The following is a 20864-nucleotide window of genomic DNA, read 5'->3' on the forward strand; positions in this document are numbered from 1 at the left end:
GCGATATGACAAATTCTTCTGCCTAATGCTTCTCCTTTTCCTTAAGATAATGATGTTCATGACCGATAAGATAGATATGAGATATTGAACGGATAATTTATGTGGATTGGGGAGTGAAGAAGATGTTAAGAGGTTTTTATACGGCTGCTTCCGGGATGCTTGCACAGCAAAGGCGCACGGAATTACTCACAAACAATATGTCCAATGCGAATACAACAGGATATAAAGCGGATCAATTGAGTGTAAGGTCTTTTCCGGAAATGCTCATAAGCAGCATGAGTAGTGAAACGGTTCCCACGGAGAGCAAATTGAGCATGTCTAACTTTTCCCAGGTTGGGGGGCTCAGTACGGGTGTTTACGTACAGGAGGCGAATCCTTTATTTACCCAGGGCACATTGGAGGAAACCCAGCTTGATACGGATATTTCCCTTGTTGATGAAAACCTGCCGATCAATGAGGAAACGGGTCGGCAAGGCTCGGTGTTTTTTACTGTCCAGGATGGCGATGGTGCTATCCGTTATACGCGTAACGGCAGTTTCACCCTGGATGGGCAAGGTTATCTGATCACGCCGTCCGGTCATTATGTATTGAACGAAAATAATGAAAAGATCCAGCTTGATAGCGATCGATTCACAGTAGCGGAAAACGGTGTTATCTCAGAAGGAAATGTTCAAACCGCACGTTTGGGGATCGGTTATTCGGATGATCCGTCATTACAGCTCATGAAAGATGGAGAAGGCCTATATAAGGCTTTGAATGATGGGGCTTTACCTAGCGCATACGCTGCTGCGGATGTCGGTTTTTCCACTAAGCAGGGCTTTCTTGAAGGCTCCAATGTTGACCAATCGAGAACGATGACAGAAATGATGTCGGCATACCGCTCTTTTGAAGCGAGTCAGAAGGTGCTTCAAGCCTATGATAAAAGTTTGGATAAAGCGGTCAATGAAGTTGGCAGGCTCTAATTAAGCGGTAGGTGAAATTCGGAAATTTTAACTGTAAGGGGAAAAACCATGAACCGGACGATGATGACGGCGACGAATACGCTGAACCAACTTCAAAGTAAAATCGATCAAATAAGTAATAATATCGCGAATGTGGACACGACGGCCTACAAAAAGACCCAAACGAGTTTCAATGACTTTTTGACACAGAGTTTCAATAATCAACCTAGTGAGACCAAGGAAAAAGGAAGGTTGACCGCACCTGGCATCCGGCAGGGAACAGGTGCTATGATAAGCCAATCTCAATTGATCCTTTCACAGGGTGCCTTAAAGACGACGGATCGCAACCTTGATGCCGCATTCACCAGGGATGACCAATTCTTCACCGTAAGCGTTCAGGACGATAATGGGGTCAATACAAGGCTTACAAGGGATGGTGCCTTTTATTTATCCCCTAATGCTAATGACCAAATGATGCTCGTTACCTCTGCTGGACATAAAGTACTTGATGAAAATGGTGAACCGATCCTCATAGAGGGAAATATTAAGGACATTAAGATTTCGGAAAATGGCTTATTGATAGTGGATACGGAAGAATATGGCGAAAAGAGTTTTGGGCTCGGAATAGTCTCGGTAAAGAAACCGCAATTTCTTGACCGGCTAGGCGGGAATTTACTTGGCCTGCCCAAAAACTTCAATGCCTTGGGTGTTACGGAAGACGATATCATGACTGCATTAAGAGGGGATTCCCGCAACCAGGCAGCAGTCCGTCAAGGTACTCTGGAGTCCTCGAATGTCGATCTTTCCAAAGAAATGACGGATCTAATCAATGTTCAGCGGTCTTACCAATTTCAATCCCGGGCGGTTACGATGGCTGATCAAATGAGCGGATTAATCAATGGAATCCGTTAAGGTACCTGGAAAATAAAATGTCTCCCTGCGGAATTAGGGCAAATCGGTTATAATGAATTCATAACAAGAGAAATCATTCGGCGAGTTTTCTTAAAAGGAGCTTTCACATTCTATATGGAACAAAATCGTGTAATGAGACAACAAATTGAAGAAGAGATAAAGGAAGTTGAGGCGAAACCTAATCGAAGGATTAAGGTACGTCTTTTGCCAATTTGGCTTCGTTTACTCATTGTTATCGGATTGATTTTCATTGCTGTATTATCAGGGGCACTATTAGGATATAGTGTGATTGGCGGAGGACATGCAATGGATGTTTTCCAAAAATCCACATGGACCCATATTTTTGATATAGTGAACAAGGGCGCGTAGTTCCATGTTTTTTTGAAGTAGTTGCTGTCGTTAACGGATTTATATTTCATGGCAACTACGCCTCTGTCTAGATGACAGGGGCGAGTTTACGTTATGTTTGAAATATTTAAGTCATAGGAGGAACAAGTATGCTAGATATCACACAAATAAAGGAAATCATTCCGCATCGTTACCCATTCTTATTAGTCGACCGGATCATAGAAATTGATGAAGGGAAAAGAGCGGTTGGGTTGAAGAATGTCTCGGCAAATGAAGAATTCTTTAATGGCCATTTCCCCGATTATCCAGTTATGCCTGGAGTTTTAATTGTAGAGGCCTTAGCGCAGGTTGGCGCTGTAGCGGTCTTGAAACAAGAAGAATATAAAGGCCGGCTTGCATTTTTCGCTGGGATTGACAATTGCCGTTTTAAAAAGCAAGTTAAACCAGGTGATCAGCTGCGTCTGGAAGTGGAAATAGTGCGTATGAGAGGGTCAATGGGTAAAGGGAAAGCAGTGGCAACGGTTGATGGAGAAACAGCATGTGAAGCCGATATCATGTTTGCTTTTGGTGACAAATAAGATTCTTTTTCCATATCTTTTAACTATATATTTCAAAAAGTGGTTTAAGGAATCGTGAAGCGGTGTATATAAAAAGCACTGCATTGCTTTTTTAAAGCAAGAGCGGTTTTTAGATCTTTCTATTCTCCCTTTGAATGCCGGACATTTTTATGTCCGGCATTTTTTAATGTTTAATTCCAAATAGCAGATTTTCTTTTTAAATTTAAAATAGGACGCAAGTTATTTTCACATTCGGGCAAAATACCTAATGATAAAGAAAGAAGGGAGGTTGCCAAAAATGATGAAGAAAATTTTTGCACTACTTGGGGGATCTTTATTATCTATCATGTTCCTTGCTGGATGTGGAAATAATGATAATGATAATGATAATAATCCCGCACCAGAAGATGATAACAACATCATAGAAGATGATAACAATGACAATGGTGTAAATGATAACAACAACGATAACGATGATGACGTGCTTGATAACGACAACGACAACGACAACGATGATGACATCCTTGATAACGACGATAATAACGTCGATGATGATGCCGATGACTTGATTAAAGACAATGATAAAAAAGACGACGACAATAAGTAATTAGCATAAGACTGGCTTAGTAGGAAGAGGATTATCATCCTTTATTCTTCTAAGTCAGTCTTTTTTATGTGCATTCGATTAGGGGATGGAAATCAAGGGAAGGGTTTTTATTTATTAGTTGCTAATTTAGGCTTTGAGCGGATTTTTTGCTTGAACTCTTTTATAAGTTCATCGCCGACGAGACCTTTTTGGACCAAATCTTCAAGAAGGAGTTCTGCATATTTGCTCCGTGTTTTTTGGATGTGACCAACGAATAAAAGGCTATAATGATTGCCCACTTTTCTTATTGTACGTAAAACAGTTTGAAACAAAGCCGGTTCATTGTCCTTTTTGGTAATGACTGCCTGGATATACACCTCTCCGTCTATATCGGGAAGTGAGGGTTCAAGCTCTTTAAAATGTTTTTCTTCGACAAAGGCTTCCAGTAACCATGATCTAGCATCATTTTCTTTATTTATGATCAATCCATCTGTTAATGCAATATCAATCAAGTTTAAATTTTCAGTAACAATTTGCAACGAGATCAATTTGAATGATTTCATCTAATTCCTCCGTTTCTTGCAAGAAAGAGCGGCGATTACCTCTCTTAAACGTAAATTTTTAAAGGGTACATATCGATTAATCCTTTTAAAGGTAATTATATCATACTAAAAAAAAGTCTCTTAATGAAATGAAAACCCAACATTTGTCTAAATTATGAAGGATGGAATAAAAATTTGCAAAAAATTTAATTTTGTTAACTATTCGTTTTTCACCAGATTTTAATCACTGAAAAATGTTTTTGCACCAATTCAAACGTTTTTTTATGAAGAAAAATGGTGTAATAAAATCATTTCCTCCATTTTTTAATCGATGGAAGAAAGCGTATGATTAAAGTAATTAAAGAGGAAGGAGTGAAACAATGATTAACCAAGTTACCCTCGTCGGCAGGCTTACGAAGGATCCAGAATTAAGATACACACCTGATGGCAAGGCTGTTTCCAATATCACATTAGCAGTCAACCGGAACTTCCGAAATACTGTCGGTAACTATGAGGCAGACTTTGTACAGTGTATCATATGGAAAAGGTCGGCTGAAAATACTGCTCAATATTGTAAAAAAGGAGCCATAATCGGCATTACTGGCAGAATACAAACAAGGAGATACGAAAATCAGGAGGGTAAATATGTATATGTAACTGAAGTGGTCGCCGAGAGGGTTCAATTCATCGGAACTAAACAAAATGATGGAAAGCCCAAGGATTTTGAACATATTGGTTTATAGTGCTACGTGAAGGTTGGGCATGCTAGCTTGCTTAACAAAGAATTGTTTTTAAGAAAGTGTAAGATCTAAATTCGAAACACAAAAAAGTATTTATATGACCATAATGAAAAACCAATGCATGAAATTACAGGGATTTATTAGGAAACCTGGCAGTAGTATATAGAATTATTTTTCATCCATTCATTCCCCAAAGCTAATATAGCTTCTTCTCCGCTGGAACCCCCGATTTACCCTCAAAAAAATCGAGTTATATTGATTTCCCCCTTGTAATGACTGCAAATAAGCAGTCTTTTTTTTGTGCCAAAATGTGTGTAAATAGAAAAAAATAAAAAATAATTCTGTTAAATTAGAATTTTTAGAAAATATATTGTAATATTTTAATTTTGATGCAATAATAAACCCAATAATATAATGGAAAATAAGTTATATATAGGAAGTGATTAGATGGACGAACCAATTATTAAGGTTAATGGGCTTCGAACCAGTTTTCGTACGGACGATGGGGTGATCCCTGTCGTGAATTCAATCGATTTTCATGTCAATCCTGGTGAGGTTTTAGGGATTGTAGGAGAATCGGGATGCGGAAAAAGCGTAACTTCTCTGTCCATCATGGGTCTGGTTTCTTCACCTGCTGGTAAGGTGGAGGGGGAAATCCTTTTTAAAGGAGAAAACATCGCAAATGCTTCTGAAGCGAGAATGAGAAAAATTCGCGGGAATGATATAGCGATGATATTTCAGGAACCGATGACAAGCTTGAATCCCGTTTTCACTATTGGCGAGCAGTTGGTCGAGACGCTTCGGATACATAAAAAATGGAGTAAAAAGCATGCACGAAATAGAGCGGTGGAAATGTTGAAGCTGGTTGGGCTTGGCCGTGCCGAGGAATTGCTCAAAGAGTATCCGCATCAGCTTTCTGGCGGAATGAGACAAAGGGTCATGATAGCAATGGCCATGATTTGTGAGCCGAAACTCCTTATAGCCGATGAACCGACAACGGCTTTGGATGTGACGATCCAGGCACAAATCCTGGAGTTAATGAAGAATTTAAATAAAGAAACAGACACGGCAATCATGATGATTACCCATGATCTTGGGGTAGTCGCGCAAATGTGTGAACGTGTCATTGTCATGTATGCCGGCAAGGTGATAGAGGAAGGAAATGTGCAAACGATTTTCCAAAACCCTAAGCATCCTTATACGGTCGGTTTACTTCAGTCTATTCCCGATATGCGAATAAAGAAAGAGCGCCTTTACTCGATACCTGGTAATGTGCCAAAACCTGGGACAAGCAACCTCGGGTGCCAGTTTGCCCCCCGGTGCTCCCATGCCATGGAGCAATGTATAAATGAGACCCCGTCCCTACTGGAATTCGATGAGGGTCAGCATGTTCGCTGCTGGCTGTATGAAGATGGGAAAGGAGCTTCCTTGCATGAATCAAACATTGGTTAAGGTTGAAAACCTAAAGAAGCATTTTCCGATAAAAGGAGGGGTCCTGGGAAAGACCATTGGAGAGGTTAAGGCAGTTGATGGTTTGTCTTTTTCCATTTATAAAGGGGAAACCTTGGGACTTGTCGGTGAAAGCGGTTGCGGGAAGTCTACGACGGGAAGGTTATTGCTTCGATTGCTTGAGCCGAGCGAGGGCAATGTTTATTTCGAAGGAAAGGACCTGACAGCTTTATCTTCCAGTGAAATGAGAAAGATGCGCCGTGAAATGCAGATGGTCTTCCAGGACCCATTCGCCTCCCTCAATCCCAGGCATACTATTGAAAAAATTTTGGAAGAGCCGCTCATCGTCCACGGGGTTAAAGACAAAAAGGCGCGAAAGGCCCGTGTACAGGAACTTCTTAAGGTCGTTGGCTTAAGCGGTTACCATGCTAAAAGGTATCCGCATCAATTCAGCGGGGGCCAGCGGCAGCGTATTGGCATCGCAAGGGCACTTGCAGTCAACCCCAAACTGATCATTGCAGATGAGCCGGTATCTGCACTGGATGTGTCGATTCAAGCCCAGGTCTTGAATCTGTTGCAGGATTTGCAGGAAGATTTTGATTTGACCTACTTGTTCATTGCTCATGATCTTGGAGTGGTAAGGCATATCTCCGACCGTGTCGGTGTCATGTATCTTGGACATATTGTTGAATTGACGGAAAGTGAAGGACTTTATGAAAATCCGCTTCATCCATATACGCAGGCTTTATTATCGGCCGTGCCCATTCCGGATGTGGAATATAAGGGGGACAGGGTAATCCTGCAGGGAGATGTTCCAAGCCCATCAAACCCGCCCAGCGGCTGTCCATTCCATACGAGATGTCCGAAGGCAATGGCAGAATGCAATACGGACAAGCCAATCCTGACTGAACATAAACCTGGTCACTACGTTGCTTGTCATCTATACAATTGACACGACGTATACATAAATTCGCAAATAATAAGGGGGAAGAATATGAAGAAAACATTGGCATTGTTGCTGACTGGTATCCTGGCTCTTTCGCTAGCGCTTGCGGGATGCTCCTCGTCTACATCAAAAGAGAAAGATGATGGTAAAGGGGGATCTAGTGAAGCGAAGGGCGGCGTATTGATATACGGTAAAGGCGGAGATGCTGTCGGTCTTGACCCAGCTATCGTAACCGATGGGGAATCATTCATCGTCACTCAGCAGATTTTTGAAACGCTTGTGAAATATGGGGAAGATGATACGGAAATCAAACCGGGTCTTGCAAAGTCATGGGAAGTGTCCGATGACGCGAAAACATACACATTCAAGTTGGAAACCGGAATCAAGTTCCATGATGGTACGGATTTCAATGCAGATGCGGTCGTGAAAAACTTTCAACGATGGGCACAAAGTAAGGATGAAGGGAAATTTGCGTACTATGCCTCCATGTTCGGGGGATTTGAAGGTGATGAAGGTCATGTAATCAAAGAAGTAAAAGCGATCGATGCCAACACGGTGGAATTCACTTTGAACCGTCCGCAGGCGCCGTTCCTGAAAAACCTTGCGATGCCTACATTTGCTATAGCCAGTCCTGCTGGAATTGAAAAAGAGGGTGACGACTTCACTAAAAACCCATCTGGTACAGGTCCTTTCAAGTTCAAATCATGGAAACCTGGCGATACGATTGAAGTGGTGAAAAACGATGACTATTGGCAAGATGGACTGCCTAAACTTGATGGAGTCACGTTTAAGGTCATTAAAGATAACTCTGCACGTTTAAATGCTGCAATCAAGGGTGAAATAGATCTGATGGACGGGTTGAACCCAAGTGATATCAGTAAGGTTACAGGAGATGACAAACTGCAAATATTCGAACGTGCATCCATGAATGTAGGGTACTTTGCTTTCAATGTTGAGAAAGCACCATTTGACAAGAAAGAAGTGCGTCAAGCCATCTCGCATTTGATCAACAAAAAGGAAATCATTGATAATTTTTATGAAGGCACAGCAGAGCCTGCCAAGAATCCTATGCCTCCATCCGTTTCTGGCTACAATGACAAAATCGAAGACTATGATTACGATGTGGAAAAAGCGAAAGAACTGCTGAAAAAAGCTGGACTTGAAGACGGATTTAAAATGGATCTATGGGCAATGCCGGTACCGCGCCCATATATGCCGGATGGTCAAAAAGTGGCTGAAGCCATACAAGCAAGCCTAAAACAAGTCGGCATCGAAGCGAATATCGTTTCGTATGAATGGGCTGCATATTTAGAGAAAGTGCAGGCTGGTGAAGCCCAATCCTTCATGATGGGCTGGACAGGCGATAATGGAGATGCGGATAACTTCCTTTATACATTATTGGATAAAGATAATATCGGCTCCAACAACTATGCCCGTTACGCAAACGATGAAGTCCATGAACTGCTGATCGAAGCCCAGTCCACGGCAGATGAAGCCAAGCGTAATGAGTTGTATGGAAAAGCCCAGGAAATCATCCATGATGAAGCTCCATGGGTTCCGCTTGTACACTCTTTACCGCAGTTAGCCGGATCTAAGACGGTCAAAGGGTTTGTTCCACATCCAACTGGTTCACAATCCCTTGTTAATGTTTCTCTAGAAAATTAACCGTACGAACCGGGTAGTATGGAGTCTTGCATGCTTCCCGGTTTTGTTATGGAATGCATTTCAAAATGATCGAGGGCGCTTCGAAGGACCCTTATTTAAAAGGCGGGTGATTGTTTTGTTTTCCTATACCGTACGACGTTTAGGATCTCTCATTCCGGTGTTACTCGGAATGGCGTTTATTGTGTTCATGATGATACGGGCAATTCCTGGAAATCCAGCACAGGTGATTTTAGGGCAGCAAGCAACGGAAGAGGCAGTCGCTGCGATGACAAAGGAACTTGGCCTGGATAAACCTTGGTTCATTCAATTTTGGGATTACTTATCAGGCCTGTTAAAGGGGGACCTGGGTGTTTCGTTAAAAACGAATAGTCCGGTTTCTGAAGAAATTGGACCATACTTAATGGCCACGATAGAACTGGCCTTGATCGCGATGATCATCGCCGTGGTCATAGGCGTGAATGCAGGGATAATATCTGCTTGGTTTCAAAACTCATGGTTTGATTATGTCGCCATGGTGATTGCGTTGATTGGTTTGTCCATGCCTATTTTCTGGCTGGGATTAATGGAGCAATACATCATTTCAATTCAATGGGATTTACTTCCGACGACAGGTCGGGACAACATCAGGGATCCCGTTGAGGCCATAACCGGCCTGTATTTGATAGATACACTCATGGCTGGCAGGGTTGATCAGTTTTTCGAGGTGATCAAGCATCTCATTTTGCCGGGGATGGCGCTTGCTACCATTCCGATGGCGATTATTGCAAGGATGACACGTTCGTCCATGCTGGAAGTCATGAGATCGGATTTCATTCGTACGGCTCGTGCTAAAGGAATGAAAATGTTTTGGGTTGTTTATAAGCATTCCTTTAAGAATGCCTTGATTCCAGTGGTGACGGTTATCGGTCTGCAGACAGGATTACTTTTAGGCGGCGCCATATTAACGGAAAACATTTTTGGTTGGCCAGGTATCGGTACATATATTTATGATGCAATCCTATCTCGGGATTATCCGGTGATACAGTCTGGGATTCTCGTCATCGCCTTTTTGTTTGTCATGATTAATCTAGTTGTAGACTTATTGTACGCAGCGATCGATCCGAGGATTAAGTATAAATAGGGAGGGAAACTCATGCCTGAAATAGCAACGAATACTCCGCCAATCCTTCCTCCAAAAGAGGCAGAGGAAAAAGTCATCTCTCCCTGGAAGGAAGGCTGGAAAAGCTTTAGGGAAAACAAAGTAGCCATCGTGGGTCTGGGGATTGTTTCATTTTTCATCTTAATCGCCATCTTCGCGCCCGTTATAGCACCTTATTCATTTGAGGGGCAAAAGCTAAGTGATAAACATTTGGCCCCGTCTGCGGAGCATTGGTTCGGAACGGATGAATTTGGCCGGGATATTTTGAGCAGGGTCATTTATGGGTCGCGCATTTCAATAGGGGTCGGCTTCTTATCTGTTGCCGGATCTGTTGTGGTTGGGTCTTTTTTGGGGATCATTGCCGGTTATTACGGCAGGTGGATAGATACGATCATATCGAGGATTTTTGATATTATTCTGGCCTTTCCTAGTATCTTGCTTGCCATTGCTGTCGTTGCCGTTTTGGGGCCCTCCCTTCGCAACGCACTTATTGCCATCGCCATCGTCAATGTCCCAATATTCGGCCGGCTTTTACGGTCACGGGTCTTAACGGTGAAAGAAGAGGAATATGTAACGGCTGCAAAGGCAATTGGAATGGGGGATGGCCGCATTCTCCTTCACCATGTCCTTCCGAATAGCCTTGCACCGATTATCGTTCAAGGTACCTTGGCGATTGCAACAGCCATCATTGAGTGCGCAGCACTCGGCTTTCTCGGTCTCGGTGCACAGCCGCCAGCGCCAGAGTGGGGGAAAATGCTCGCCGATTCCAGGGCGTTCATCATTCAAGCGCCATGGACGGTTCTCTTCCCTGGTCTTGCGATCATGCTTACGGTACTCGGCTTTAACCTAATGGGGGATGGGCTGCGTGATGCCTTGGATCCAAGAATGAAAAACTAGAAGTAAAAGGGTGATGTTAGTTTAACATCACCATCTTTTTTCCGTTTATCTTGAGAATCTAGCAAAATATGAAAAATAATAAAAAAATCCTAGTTCTAAATAGGAAAATAGTGACTATTACCCCTTAAAATCACCCCAAAAGTTGTGATACTTTTATACTCAGTAAGAATATTCCAAAAATTGCTTATTTTAGAGGAGGAAAGTTCATTGATCAAACGTAGCTTGTCCATTCTAGCAATCTTTCTATTAGTATTTACTGCAAGCGTTTCCGCAGCCAAGCTCCCAGATCCCCCGACAGGCTCGGGCGGTGCAGGTAAGAAGAATCAGGAAAGTATTATAAAGCTGAAGAAAAATGACTTGGGGAAGAAATACAAAAGCAATGAGAAGGTCAGGGTCATCGTAGAGATGAAGGAAGCCCCGGCAATAGAAACGGCTTCGAAAGAAGGGAAGCTTTTTAAACAGTTATCGAAAAGTAAAAAACAACAATTAAAGTCCGAAAAGTTAGCTACCCAGAAGAAATTGAAAAAAAAGGTGAAAGAGAAAAAAATAGCTTTCAAGGAACTTGAAAGTTTTACGACAGTCGTCAATGGATTCAGCGGTGAACTTCAGTATGGTGAGATCAAAAAGGTGGAAGCCATGCCTGAAGTTGCTGAAGTACATATAGCGAATGAATATGAACGTCCTGCGGAAAAACCCGACATGCTATATAGCAAAGAGCTTGTTCAAGCCCAGGAAGCATGGCGGGAATATGGATATAAAGGGGAAGGGATGGTCGTCGGGATTATTGATACTGGAATCGACCCATCTCACCGTGATATGGTCCTGAACGATGAGAATAAGGCTGAACTGACTGAAAGTGAAATCAGCGCGATGAAGGAAGCCAGCCATCTATCAGGCAATTACTATACGGCCAAGGTTCCTTATGGATACAATTACATGGATGAAAATGAAGAAATCCTTGACCTTGGTGAAGAGGCTTCCATGCATGGAATGCATGTGGCAGGTACGGCCGGAGCCAATGGAGATGAAGAGAATGGCGGCATTAAAGGGGTTGCGCCTGAAGCCCAGCTGCTTGCTTTAAAGGTCTTCGGAAATGATCCCGCCATGCAGACAACATGGGGCGATATATATATTAAGGCGATTGACGATGCCATCATTCTTGGGGCGGATGTGCTGAATATGAGCCTTGGCTCCACTGCAGGCTTTGTATCGGCAGACGATCCGGAGCAGCAGGCGGTATCCAGAGCTGTTGATAATGGGATCCTCATGTCGATTTCAGCAGGAAACTCGGCACACTTTGGAAATGGATTTGCCAACCCATCAGCCTCGAACCCGGACATTGGCGTTTCAGGTTCACCAGGACTTGCCTACGATTCTGTACAAGTGGCATCGGTGGAGAATAACTATATGGATTTGGATGCAGCGACTTATGAAATAAGAGGTCAAGCAGGAAAAGCTCCATTCATGTCGGCTTCAAGCGTACATCCCAATGCCTTGAAGGATAAAACACATGAATTGGTGGCTGCTGGACTTGGGACACCAGAGGAGCTTTCCAAAGTGGATGTTAAAGGCAAGTTCGCCCTCATCGAGCGCGGCACGCTTTCTTTTATAGAAAAGGCGCAAAATGCCCAGGCAGCAGGAGCGACAGGTGTCATAATTTACAATAATGCTGACGGATATATTTCCATGGCTACAGATCCAAGCATCACCATTCCCCAGCTGTTCATGTTGAAATCGGATGGCGCAAAGCTGAAAGCGGCTTTAACGGATGGCGAAAAGGTAACGATTACCTTTAATGGTGATAAAACAAAAGCTGTAAATCCAGAAGCAGGGAAAATGAGCTCATTCAGTTCATGGGGAGTCGCACCGAACTTGGATTTCAAACCGGAAATCACCGCTCCGGGCGGACAAATTTATTCAACGCTGAACAATGATGAATATGGAATGATGAGCGGTACTTCGATGGCGGCGCCGCATGTTTCCGGCGGCTCGGCACTGGTTCTTGAAAGAGTGGATAAAGACTTTAAAATAGAAGGATCGGCCCGGGCTAATTTAGCGAAGAACCTGATGATGAATACATCAAAACCATTAACGGATCAGGGGGTCGTCAATAAGGCACTTGACTGGAAAAACCCTTATTCGCCTCGCAGGCAGGGAGCCGGGATCATGCAGCTGCAATCCGCATTGTCCACACCTGCTGTCGTGACCGAGGCATTCACGAAAGAAGCGAAGGTTGCCATGAAGGAGGTCGGCAATAAGTTCGCCTTTACTTTAAAGGTTGAAAACTTCAGCAACAAAGCAGTCAAGTATGATGTAAAGGGAAATATCCAAACAGACTATGCAATCCAGGGACAACTGGGCTATTCCGCTAACGAGCTGGAAGCACAGGAAATTAAGAACGCTTCGATTAAAATCAATAATAAAAATACAAATAAGATTACCGTTCCTGCAAAAAAATCGATTACATTCGAAGTGAAAGTGGACATATCCGATGCAAAGGTACTTGGAGATGACCTTCAAACTCTTGTAGATATTGACAAGGTGTTTCCAAACGGCTATTTTGTTGAAGGGTTCATTTCATTGAAGGATCCAGCCGATACGAATCCGGAACTGAATGTACCGTATGTAGGTTTTAAAGGGGAGTGGGACAAAGCCCCGATCCTGGATGGCACCAAATATGACAAAGAGTCTTTCTATGGCATGGCAGGGGGAGTATCGACAGCAGGTGAAGACTTCACGTATCTTGGCTATGACCCTGCGGGGAAAACATTCAATGGCAAAAATATCGCGATTTCCCCGAATGGCGATGGTGCACAGGATGACTTCGTGCCTGTCCTATCATTCTTAAGGAATGCGAAAAAGGTAGAATATAATATATTGAATGGTGAAAACAAATCAGTCCGGAAACTTCGCACAGAGAATAATGTGCGTAAGGACTATTATGATGGCGGACTAGGGACCGCATACACGCTGGATCCAGCCCGTAAATGGGACGGTAAAATCAATAATGCACTCGCTAAGGATGGGGTCTATTATTTTGAAATCAAAGCGATGATAGATTACAAGGGTGCAAAATGGCAGACGGTTAAAATGCCAATCAAAATCGATACGGTAAAGCCGACGGTCAAGATTTCGAAAAAAGGCAATGTATTAACCATCCAAGGTAAGGATAATTTGAATGGTTCAGGGCTTGCTTATTACGATGTACAAGTCGATGGAGCATCCATCATGGAAGAGCCGCTCCCGGCGAATGCTAAACAATTCACCCTACCTGATGTAAAAGGGGAAAAGGTTCAGGTTGTGGCAATCGACTATGCAGGTAATGAGAAAACGGCTGAAACCGAATTGGCCGGTGATTCGGCTCCAATTGATAATCATGCACCAGCTGTAAAGATCAAAAGTCCTGAAGCTTTGAGCGTGAACAATAAAAATAAAATCAAAATAACAGGGGAAATTGAAGAAGCGTCGGAAATAAAGGAATTTAAAATCGACAATAAAACGGTACCTGCAACGTATAACAAAACGAATAAAAAATATGAATTCTCATATGAAAAGAAATTCGAAGATGGTGTCCAAAGCTTCACCGTTAAAGCAACCGATAAATGGGATAATACGGTTTCCTTTAAAAGGACGATAATGGTCGATGCAACAAAGCCGGGTTTAAAAGTTAAAGGCGTACCGGAAACTGTGGGATTCAAAGGAAAGAATCCAAAAGTGGACGTGACGGTAGAAGATAATTTCGATGAAATCCGCCTTTACCTGAACGGAAGTGAAATATTCTATCATGAATTCAAGGAACCATACAAAATGCGTTTCTATAAGAAAAAGATAGAGGATTTGGAACTGCCGCTTAAGACTGGCAACAACAAGATTGAATTTAAGGTGACCGATCTTGCAGGAAATGAATCGAAGCAATCCTTTAACATCAATAAAGCAAAAAAATAACGAAAGGAAGCCCTCTTACCCAAGAGGGCTGTTTTTTTGTGGACAAATTAGAAGAAAGCGAGTTTGCCTACAGTTTTTTCTTAATAAGTTCCAGTTGATTTCTGAAATCCGCTCCCTTTCCGCAGACTGTCTGCCAAGCCTCCTGCCGCAAGCATTTAGCGGGGTCTCGGCTAGCCAGTTATTCGGCAGGAGTGTCGCAGATTTCTTCAATTTCATTTCATATGAAAAGGTAAAAATTCATGGAGGATAAACAACTCTTCCTTTCTTCATGGTTCGGGTTAATCCATTCCGAAGCTCCTTTTGTACGAAGCCTACAGTATGCTTTAAAAAAACATACCAGTTGATTGAAACGAAAGGTACGAGACTCCTGCGGGAAAAGCGTGTCTAGGGGAGACCCCACAGGCGCAAGCCGAGGAGGCTCCCCGACCGCCCGCGGAAAGCGAGTGCCTGGAGTGGAAATCAACGTTTCAATTGTACAAACCCTCAAAAAAACTGTAGGCAAAATTAATTATTATCGAGTTGTTCTATAGTCTAAGCCCTCTTATCCAAGAGGGCTGTTTTTGCGTAATAAGATTTCCGGATTTGAATTTTTCATGAAGGTGGAGTAGTTTGCTACAATTTCACAGTGCTAATATGGAAATCTCTTAGTGAGGAAGTTTTTTCATTATCCGGCAGGTATATCGAATAGGATAAAAGAATTAGGTATAAAGGTCTTATTAAAAGGAGGGTATCTATGAATTATAAGAAGAAATCTAGCAATAAAGTAACTAGTATTGCAATTACAGTGAAATTCGAAAGGGGAGGAAGCGACAGGTCATATCTTACAAAAACGAGTTTCTTTGATGCACTTCAGCACGTCCATTCTCCCTTTGAAAAGGATCCCCGCTCAGATTCACCCTATCAGGATTTTCCTCTTTGTCAGGAGGTAACCCTTTCTTTTTTTGAAAGAGGTGCTAAAATATCTATTAATTATGACCCCCACCAAGAAAAAATCATCATTGAGGAAAGTTCAGAGACTTATCAGGTGAATAAGGGGGAGGCGCTTGCTGCAATCCTCGATCATATCATGATCAATCATGGCAATCACCATTCTTTTTTCATCATCCAGCAAAAAGAGCGGAACGTAAAAATGAAAGTTGCTAATAAGTGATTTGGATGGAGCTGCCACGGCAGCTCCATGGATGTTTCGCCATGATGAGCGTTTCCTATCCTTGGAGATGTCAAACCAACCGCCGAATGATCTTTGAAAGGGTTTGGATGCCATAAGCTAATTGTTCCTCCGAGGCGTATGAATATGAAAGCCGTATATGTGTATGGTTATTTGGTTCGTATATGTATCCTGGATTAAGAAGTATGTTTTCCTTTATCGCTTGCTTGAAAAGGTTTGGATTCACGATGGATTTACATAATTTTAGCCATATATAAAATCCGCCTTGAGGTATTTGCCATTCGGCCAGCCCTTTAAAATATTGATTGAGAAGAGTTAATGTAAAATCCCTGCGTTCCATCAACTCTTGCCTTAGCCACTCTAAATGCTTTGAATATTGACCATTTGCCAACCATTCTGCCACAAGGTGTTGGGAAAGTGCGCTGGAACCGTAATCCATTTGCATTTTAATGTCCGCTAATCGTTCAATCACAGTTATGGGGCCAGCAATCCAGCCGATGCGCAATCCTGGGCTTAAAGTTTTGGACATGCTGCCAATATGCAATACAAGGCCATCTGCATCAAGGGATTTTAATGGCGGCGGCGGTTCCTTTTCAAACCACAAATCACTATATACGTCATCTTCAATAATCGGGATCTGTTCTTTTTTGCATAGTGATAGGAGGTTCATTCTTTCTTCTTTTGACCATGTAGTATTCGTTGGATTGTTAAACGTTGGGACAGTATAAAACAGTGATGCTTTCTTCCTTCCGTTGATGCGCTTCATTTGTGTCGGGATACTTTCACGTCCATGTTTGGATAAACCTACTAAATGCATGCCCGCAGATTGAAAAGGGTGGACGGAATTTAAATAGGAAGGGGACTCATGTAAAATCATCGATCCCTTTTGAAGTAAACCAACTGAAATCAGCTGGAGTGCCTGGAGCCCGCCAGAAACGACCATGAGGGAGCCGGGACTTGCGTTGATCCCTTTTGTTTCTAAATATACACTTATACATTGGCGAAGTCTCTTGTCACCCTTGGGTTCGGAATATCCTAATGAGTGCGCATCAAAGGAAGTGGATCGCAACGTCTTTTCGATTTGCTTTGTAGGCAATAGGGCTGGGGATAATTCACCAGTGCCTAATCTGATGTTGGCATTGTCCGTTTCATACTGATTAATATCCTGAATCGTTTTTAAATTAGGTTCATGAAGGCCATTCCGGACATAGTTTTTCCAGTCGGGCTGTTTGCTGGAGACGAGGACATTCCATGTATTATTGGAAACGAATGTGCCAGACCCAAGCTTAGTTTCCAATAATCCGTCTGCAATCAACTCATCTATGGCTGTGATGATGGTACTTCGGTTTACGCCAAATGAGTCGGCCAATAAGCGCTGTGATGGAAGCTTGGTGCCAACTGGCCATTCCCCCCTTGTAATTTGTTGTTTGATCCAATCTACTATTTGTTGGTGAAGTGATTGCGCGGAAGACCGGTTTGGTCCCCATTCGATAAACATACGGAAACCACTCCTTTCATGTTCTATGTTCATTATAAATTGGTTGGTTTGAAGACCAACCAATTGGATGGTCAATTCCTTTGTTTTATTCATTATACTGAATATGAAGGAAGGGGGTATTCATATGGGGCCGTTTTTTCATGGATTATTATTGGCATTAGGGCTGATACTTCCATTGGGAGTGCAAAATGTTTTCATTTTTAATCAAGGAGCAATCCAACCTACAATAAAAAAAGCATTGCCAGCAACGGTCACGGCTGCAATTTGTGATACGGTGCTCATTCTGTTAGCTATTTTAGGTGTTTCGTTGATTGTCATGCAATACGATTGGTTGCGCCTTACATTAATCATAATCGGCGTTATATTTTTATTGTATATGGGCTTTCAGATTTGGTTTGCCAAATCAAACTCACAGTCAGGTGTCCAATCCATGCAGATGTCGGCAAAAAAACAAATTGTATTTGCTCTATCCGTATCATTGCTGAATCCGCATGCAATCCTGGATACGATAGGTGTAATCGGTTCGAGCTCACTTGTTTATTCAGGAAAAGATAAAATGATTTTCACCATGACGTGCATCTTTGTGTCATGGTGCTGGTTCCACGGATTATGTCTTGCGGGACGATTGCTGAAAAAGGTTGATACAACCGGAAAGTTCCTTGGAATATTAAATAAAATTTCTGCAATCATCATTTGGATCACAGCCCTCTATATGGTGAAGTCGCTTTTTTGAATCAGATAAACGTTTTCGAACCAAACGATGCCATGTATAACAGGACGTCCATGTATAAAAAAAAAGGGGAATGCATATCATCGATGCATTCTCCCTTTTTTTGCCCTCAATCATCTTCATATCAGGTTATTGAAGAGCGACCAAGTCCTTGATTTCCTCTGTGGAAAGTTCAGTGATCCAGTTGTCACTGCTGATGATTTCGTCGTTCAAGGCTTGCTTTTTATCAAGCATCTGGTCGATTTTTTCTTCCAGGGTCCCTGTGCAGATTAGCTTATGAACGTGAACGAAACGCTGTTGGCCAATTCGGTAAGCACGGTCGGTGGCTTGATTTTCTACAGCTGGGTTCCACCAGCGATCATAGTGAATCACGTGGTTTGCTTCTGTAAGATTAAGGCCCGTGCCGCCTGCTTTCAACGAGAGTATGAAAATAGGGAATTCCCCATCTTGGAATCGGGTGATCATTTCATCACGCTGCTTCTTATTCGCACTCCCGTTCAGGAATGGAACTTCAAAGCCATATCGTTTTTCCAGCAATTCTTTAATCATATTGCCCATCCCGATATATTGTGTGAAAATGAGACAGCTTTCATCCTGTTCGCGGACCGCATCGATAAGCTCGGTCAGCTTCTCGAGTTTGCCTGATCGGTTAGGTGCCTTCATGATGTTTTCCTTTTCCGTCTCTTTTAAGTAAAGAGCTGGATGGTTGCATAGTTGCTTTAGCTTATTCAGCATCTGGAGGATGATGCCTTTTCTTTCAAAGGCAGACAGTTGTTCGATATCAGTGAATGTATCTTTAATCAGTTGTTCATACAACGATGCTTGCTCGGTGGTAAGCGGTACGAATTCCTTTTGTTCTTGCTTATCCGGAAGATTAAGAGCGACTTCCTTATCGCGTTTTGTACGGCGAAGCAAAAATGGCTGTATCAAACGCTGCAATTCCTTGATTTTATCCTTCTGTTCATCACGCTCAATGGTCGCAACATATTTTTCCTGGAACTGACCTAGCGTTCCGAGATAACCTTTGTTGATGAAGTCGAAAATCGCCCATAGCTCACTTAAACGGTTTTCCATCGGCGTACCCGATAAGGCGATATGATGTCTGCCATTTAGCTTTCGGACCGCCTTGGATTGCTTCGTTTGGGCATTCTTGATGTTTTGTGCTTCATCAAGGATAACGCTGCTCCAATGGATCGAGGTCAGTTCAGCCGCATCTTGGTGGGTCAGTCCATATGATGTTAAGACAATATCATGATCGGCTGCCAGTTTAGTAAATGCTTCACCTTTAGCACGATTCGATCCATAGTGAAGGTGAACTTTAAGTGAAGGTGCGAATTTTTCCAATTCCTTTTGCCAGTTGCCAAGGACCGATGTCGGGCAGACGATGAGCGCCGATTGAACAGAGACGGATTCGGGGGCAGCGGCAATGACCTCAGCCTCATCACTGCTCTCTGTGCCGCTATCCTCTTCGACGATGATCGGTTCACTCTTTTGTTCGTCCCCGGTCGCAGTGGGCAGCTCTTCACCAGCTCCTTCTTTTCCTTTCACATGAAGCAGGTAGGCAATCATCTGGACTGTTTTTCCAAGTCCCATATCGTCGGCTAGACAAGCACCAAAACCATGCTCCCTTAAAAAAAGGAGCCAGCTCATGCCCAGTTTTTGATAAGGGCGTAAATCTCCTTGAAGTGCATTAGGGACGGGAAGGACGGATATGTTCTTAGTTTCCCTGAGCCTTCCCACCATTTTACGGAGCTCCTGGTTCAATTCAAATTGAATCCGGAGCATTTCATCGTTTTCAGAATCGTCATCGCCATCTTCATTTACGCCATTCAACAGTTCCTGCTGCAGCAAGTCAGTCAGTTGGATGCCTTTTTCATTGGCTGTTTCCATCAGCTCCTGAATTTGTTTAATGAAAGCTGGGTCAAGCTTGACCCATTGGCCGCGGATGAAGACAAGCCGCCTTTTTTCATTGACGAGCTCCTCGAACTCCGCCTCAGTGAGCTCTTTGCCATTTAATGAGAATCGCCAATCAAAGTCCATCAATGCTTTTAACCCTACATAAGACGGGCCGCGATTCGATTGGCTCTTCACTTTCGCCTTGACCTTCAATGAGGATTCCTTCAAGGCAAGCCACCACGATGGAAGGAGAATTTCGACGCCAAGAAACAGGAGCTTTTCGCTGGCATCGGTCAAGAACTCCCATGCGTCCGTTTCCGAAATCTCCCTTTTCAGACGGCCATTCTCCCCAAGCCATGGCACGACAAGTTGCCAGCGTTTCGTGGCACGTACCACATCACTTGCATACTTGTTCCAGCCGCGCGGCAGTTTTTTTCCTGTATATGTTTCAATGATATTCTCATCCCTTTTGGAACGAAGGGTAACATCGAGTATCCAAGGCCCATTACCCTCAGGAGGCTCAGTTAAACGGAGACCTATAGTGAATGGTTTTGGGTCCGGCAGGGTACCGAGCCATTCCTGCCAGCTGTCTTTGTCAAAAAAGGCCTGTAATTCTTCGGGGGAAAGTCGTGTATCTTTTAACGCCCCGACGGCTTCACTCCATTTATGCTGCATGGGTGAATAGTTTTTTAAATACATGTTAGCGGCACCGTTATACCACTTTTCGATAAAAGTACGGTTGGTTTCCAGTTCAGGTGAAGGAAGATCCAAAGATATTTCTTCTTCCCAAAATGACGGGACGAATTCCTCTTCCACTTCTTCCGGCAGTTTCCAGCCGATGGAGTCCAATTGAAGATTTGTGAAATCCGGTACGGGGATTCCAGCTTCTATGGATTCATGAAGAAC

General features: G+C 43.0%; 16 protein-coding genes and 1 pseudogene. 14 read left to right on the top strand and 3 right to left on the bottom strand.

Features of this window, described 5'->3' with window-relative positions:
• Positions 1-122 precede the first annotated feature (122 nt).
• From J7I96_RS06140 to J7I96_RS06160, 5 genes are all read left to right on the top strand, one after another.
• Complete coding sequence (locus J7I96_RS06140) at positions 123-962, top strand: flagellar hook-basal body protein (protein WP_214772334.1); 840 nt, start codon at positions 123-125, stop codon at positions 960-962.
• A gap of 48 nt (positions 963-1010) precedes the next feature.
• Positions 1011-1853 carry a flagellar hook-basal body protein gene (locus tag J7I96_RS06145; RefSeq protein WP_214772332.1) on the top strand — a complete coding sequence of 281 codons (843 nt, stop codon included), beginning with the start codon at positions 1011-1013 and terminating at the stop codon, positions 1851-1853.
• A gap of 114 nt (positions 1854-1967) precedes the next feature.
• Complete coding sequence (locus J7I96_RS06150; protein WP_053087418.1) at positions 1968-2222, top strand: DNA-directed RNA polymerase subunit beta; 255 nt, start codon at positions 1968-1970, stop codon at positions 2220-2222.
• Positions 2223-2350: 128 nt separating this feature from the next.
• A complete protein-coding gene (fabZ, locus tag J7I96_RS06155) occupies positions 2351-2779 on the top strand; it encodes a 3-hydroxyacyl-ACP dehydratase FabZ (protein ID WP_034315755.1) in 429 nt (142 codons plus the stop codon).
• 277 nt (positions 2780-3056) lie between these two features.
• Positions 3057-3365, top strand: a complete 309-nt coding sequence (locus J7I96_RS06160) for a hypothetical protein (protein WP_214922165.1) — start codon at positions 3057-3059, stop codon at positions 3363-3365.
• 107 nt (positions 3366-3472) lie between these two features.
• Here the strand turns inward: J7I96_RS06160 and J7I96_RS06165 are convergent, their stop codons facing one another.
• Positions 3473-3907: a YwpF family protein gene (locus J7I96_RS06165; protein ID WP_034315749.1), complete on the bottom strand. Its 435-nt coding sequence runs from the start codon at positions 3905-3907 to the stop codon at positions 3473-3475.
• 359 nt (positions 3908-4266) lie between these two features.
• Between J7I96_RS06165 and ssb the strand changes: the two genes are divergently transcribed.
• The 8 genes from ssb (at position 4267) to J7I96_RS06205 (ending at position 15816) form a co-directional block, all read left to right on the top strand.
• The gene (gene ssb, locus J7I96_RS06170; protein WP_214922167.1) at positions 4267-4629 is read left to right on the top strand and encodes a single-stranded DNA-binding protein; all 363 of its coding nucleotides are present in this window, start codon (positions 4267-4269) and stop codon (positions 4627-4629) included.
• A gap of 444 nt (positions 4630-5073) precedes the next feature.
• On the top strand, positions 5074-6078 hold the full coding sequence (locus J7I96_RS06175; RefSeq protein ID WP_214922169.1) for an ABC transporter ATP-binding protein: 1005 nt from the start codon (positions 5074-5076) through the stop codon (positions 6076-6078).
• Positions 6059-7027, top strand: coding sequence for an ABC transporter ATP-binding protein (locus tag J7I96_RS06180; RefSeq protein ID WP_095390538.1), 969 nt, complete (start codon positions 6059-6061; stop codon positions 7025-7027). The genes J7I96_RS06175 and J7I96_RS06180 overlap by 20 nt, the downstream gene beginning before the upstream one ends.
• Positions 7028-7069: 42 nt before the next feature.
• On the top strand, positions 7070-8686 hold the full coding sequence (locus tag J7I96_RS06185; RefSeq protein WP_214772292.1) for an ABC transporter substrate-binding protein: 1617 nt from the start codon (positions 7070-7072) through the stop codon (positions 8684-8686).
• A 115-nt stretch (positions 8687-8801) separates the two neighbouring features.
• Positions 8802-9806, top strand: coding sequence for an ABC transporter permease (locus tag J7I96_RS06190; protein WP_214772289.1), 1005 nt, complete (start codon positions 8802-8804; stop codon positions 9804-9806).
• 12 nt (positions 9807-9818) lie between these two features.
• Entirely contained in the window at positions 9819-10721 is a 903-nt protein-coding gene (locus J7I96_RS06195) for an ABC transporter permease (protein ID WP_214922171.1), read from the top strand.
• A 207-nt stretch (positions 10722-10928) separates the two neighbouring features.
• Complete coding sequence (locus J7I96_RS06200) at positions 10929-14666, top strand: S8 family serine peptidase (RefSeq protein ID WP_251029103.1); 3738 nt, start codon at positions 10929-10931, stop codon at positions 14664-14666.
• A 733-nt stretch (positions 14667-15399) separates the two neighbouring features.
• Entirely contained in the window at positions 15400-15816 is a 417-nt protein-coding gene (locus tag J7I96_RS06205; protein ID WP_214772285.1) for a hypothetical protein, read from the top strand.
• 70 nt (positions 15817-15886) lie between these two features.
• Here the strand turns inward: J7I96_RS06205 and J7I96_RS06210 are convergent, their stop codons facing one another.
• A complete protein-coding gene (locus tag J7I96_RS06210; protein ID WP_214922172.1) occupies positions 15887-17332 on the bottom strand; it encodes an aminotransferase-like domain-containing protein in 1446 nt (481 codons plus the stop codon).
• A gap of 124 nt (positions 17333-17456) precedes the next feature.
• Between J7I96_RS06210 and J7I96_RS06215 the strand changes: the two genes are divergently transcribed.
• Positions 17457-18065, top strand: a complete 609-nt coding sequence (locus J7I96_RS06215; RefSeq protein ID WP_214922174.1) for a LysE/ArgO family amino acid transporter — start codon at positions 17457-17459, stop codon at positions 18063-18065.
• 126 nt (positions 18066-18191) lie between these two features.
• On the opposite strand, the pseudogene J7I96_RS27900 reads toward J7I96_RS06215, so the two are convergent.
• A pseudogene (locus J7I96_RS27900) lies at positions 18192-20336 on the bottom strand (DEAD/DEAH box helicase); the annotation flags it as partial.
• Positions 20337-20864: the final 528 nt, after the last annotated feature.

Origin of the sequence: Bacillus sp. ISL-78 (assembly GCF_018613455.1) — a bacterium.
GTDB lineage: Bacteria > Bacillota > Bacilli > Bacillales > DSM-1321 > Peribacillus > Peribacillus frigoritolerans.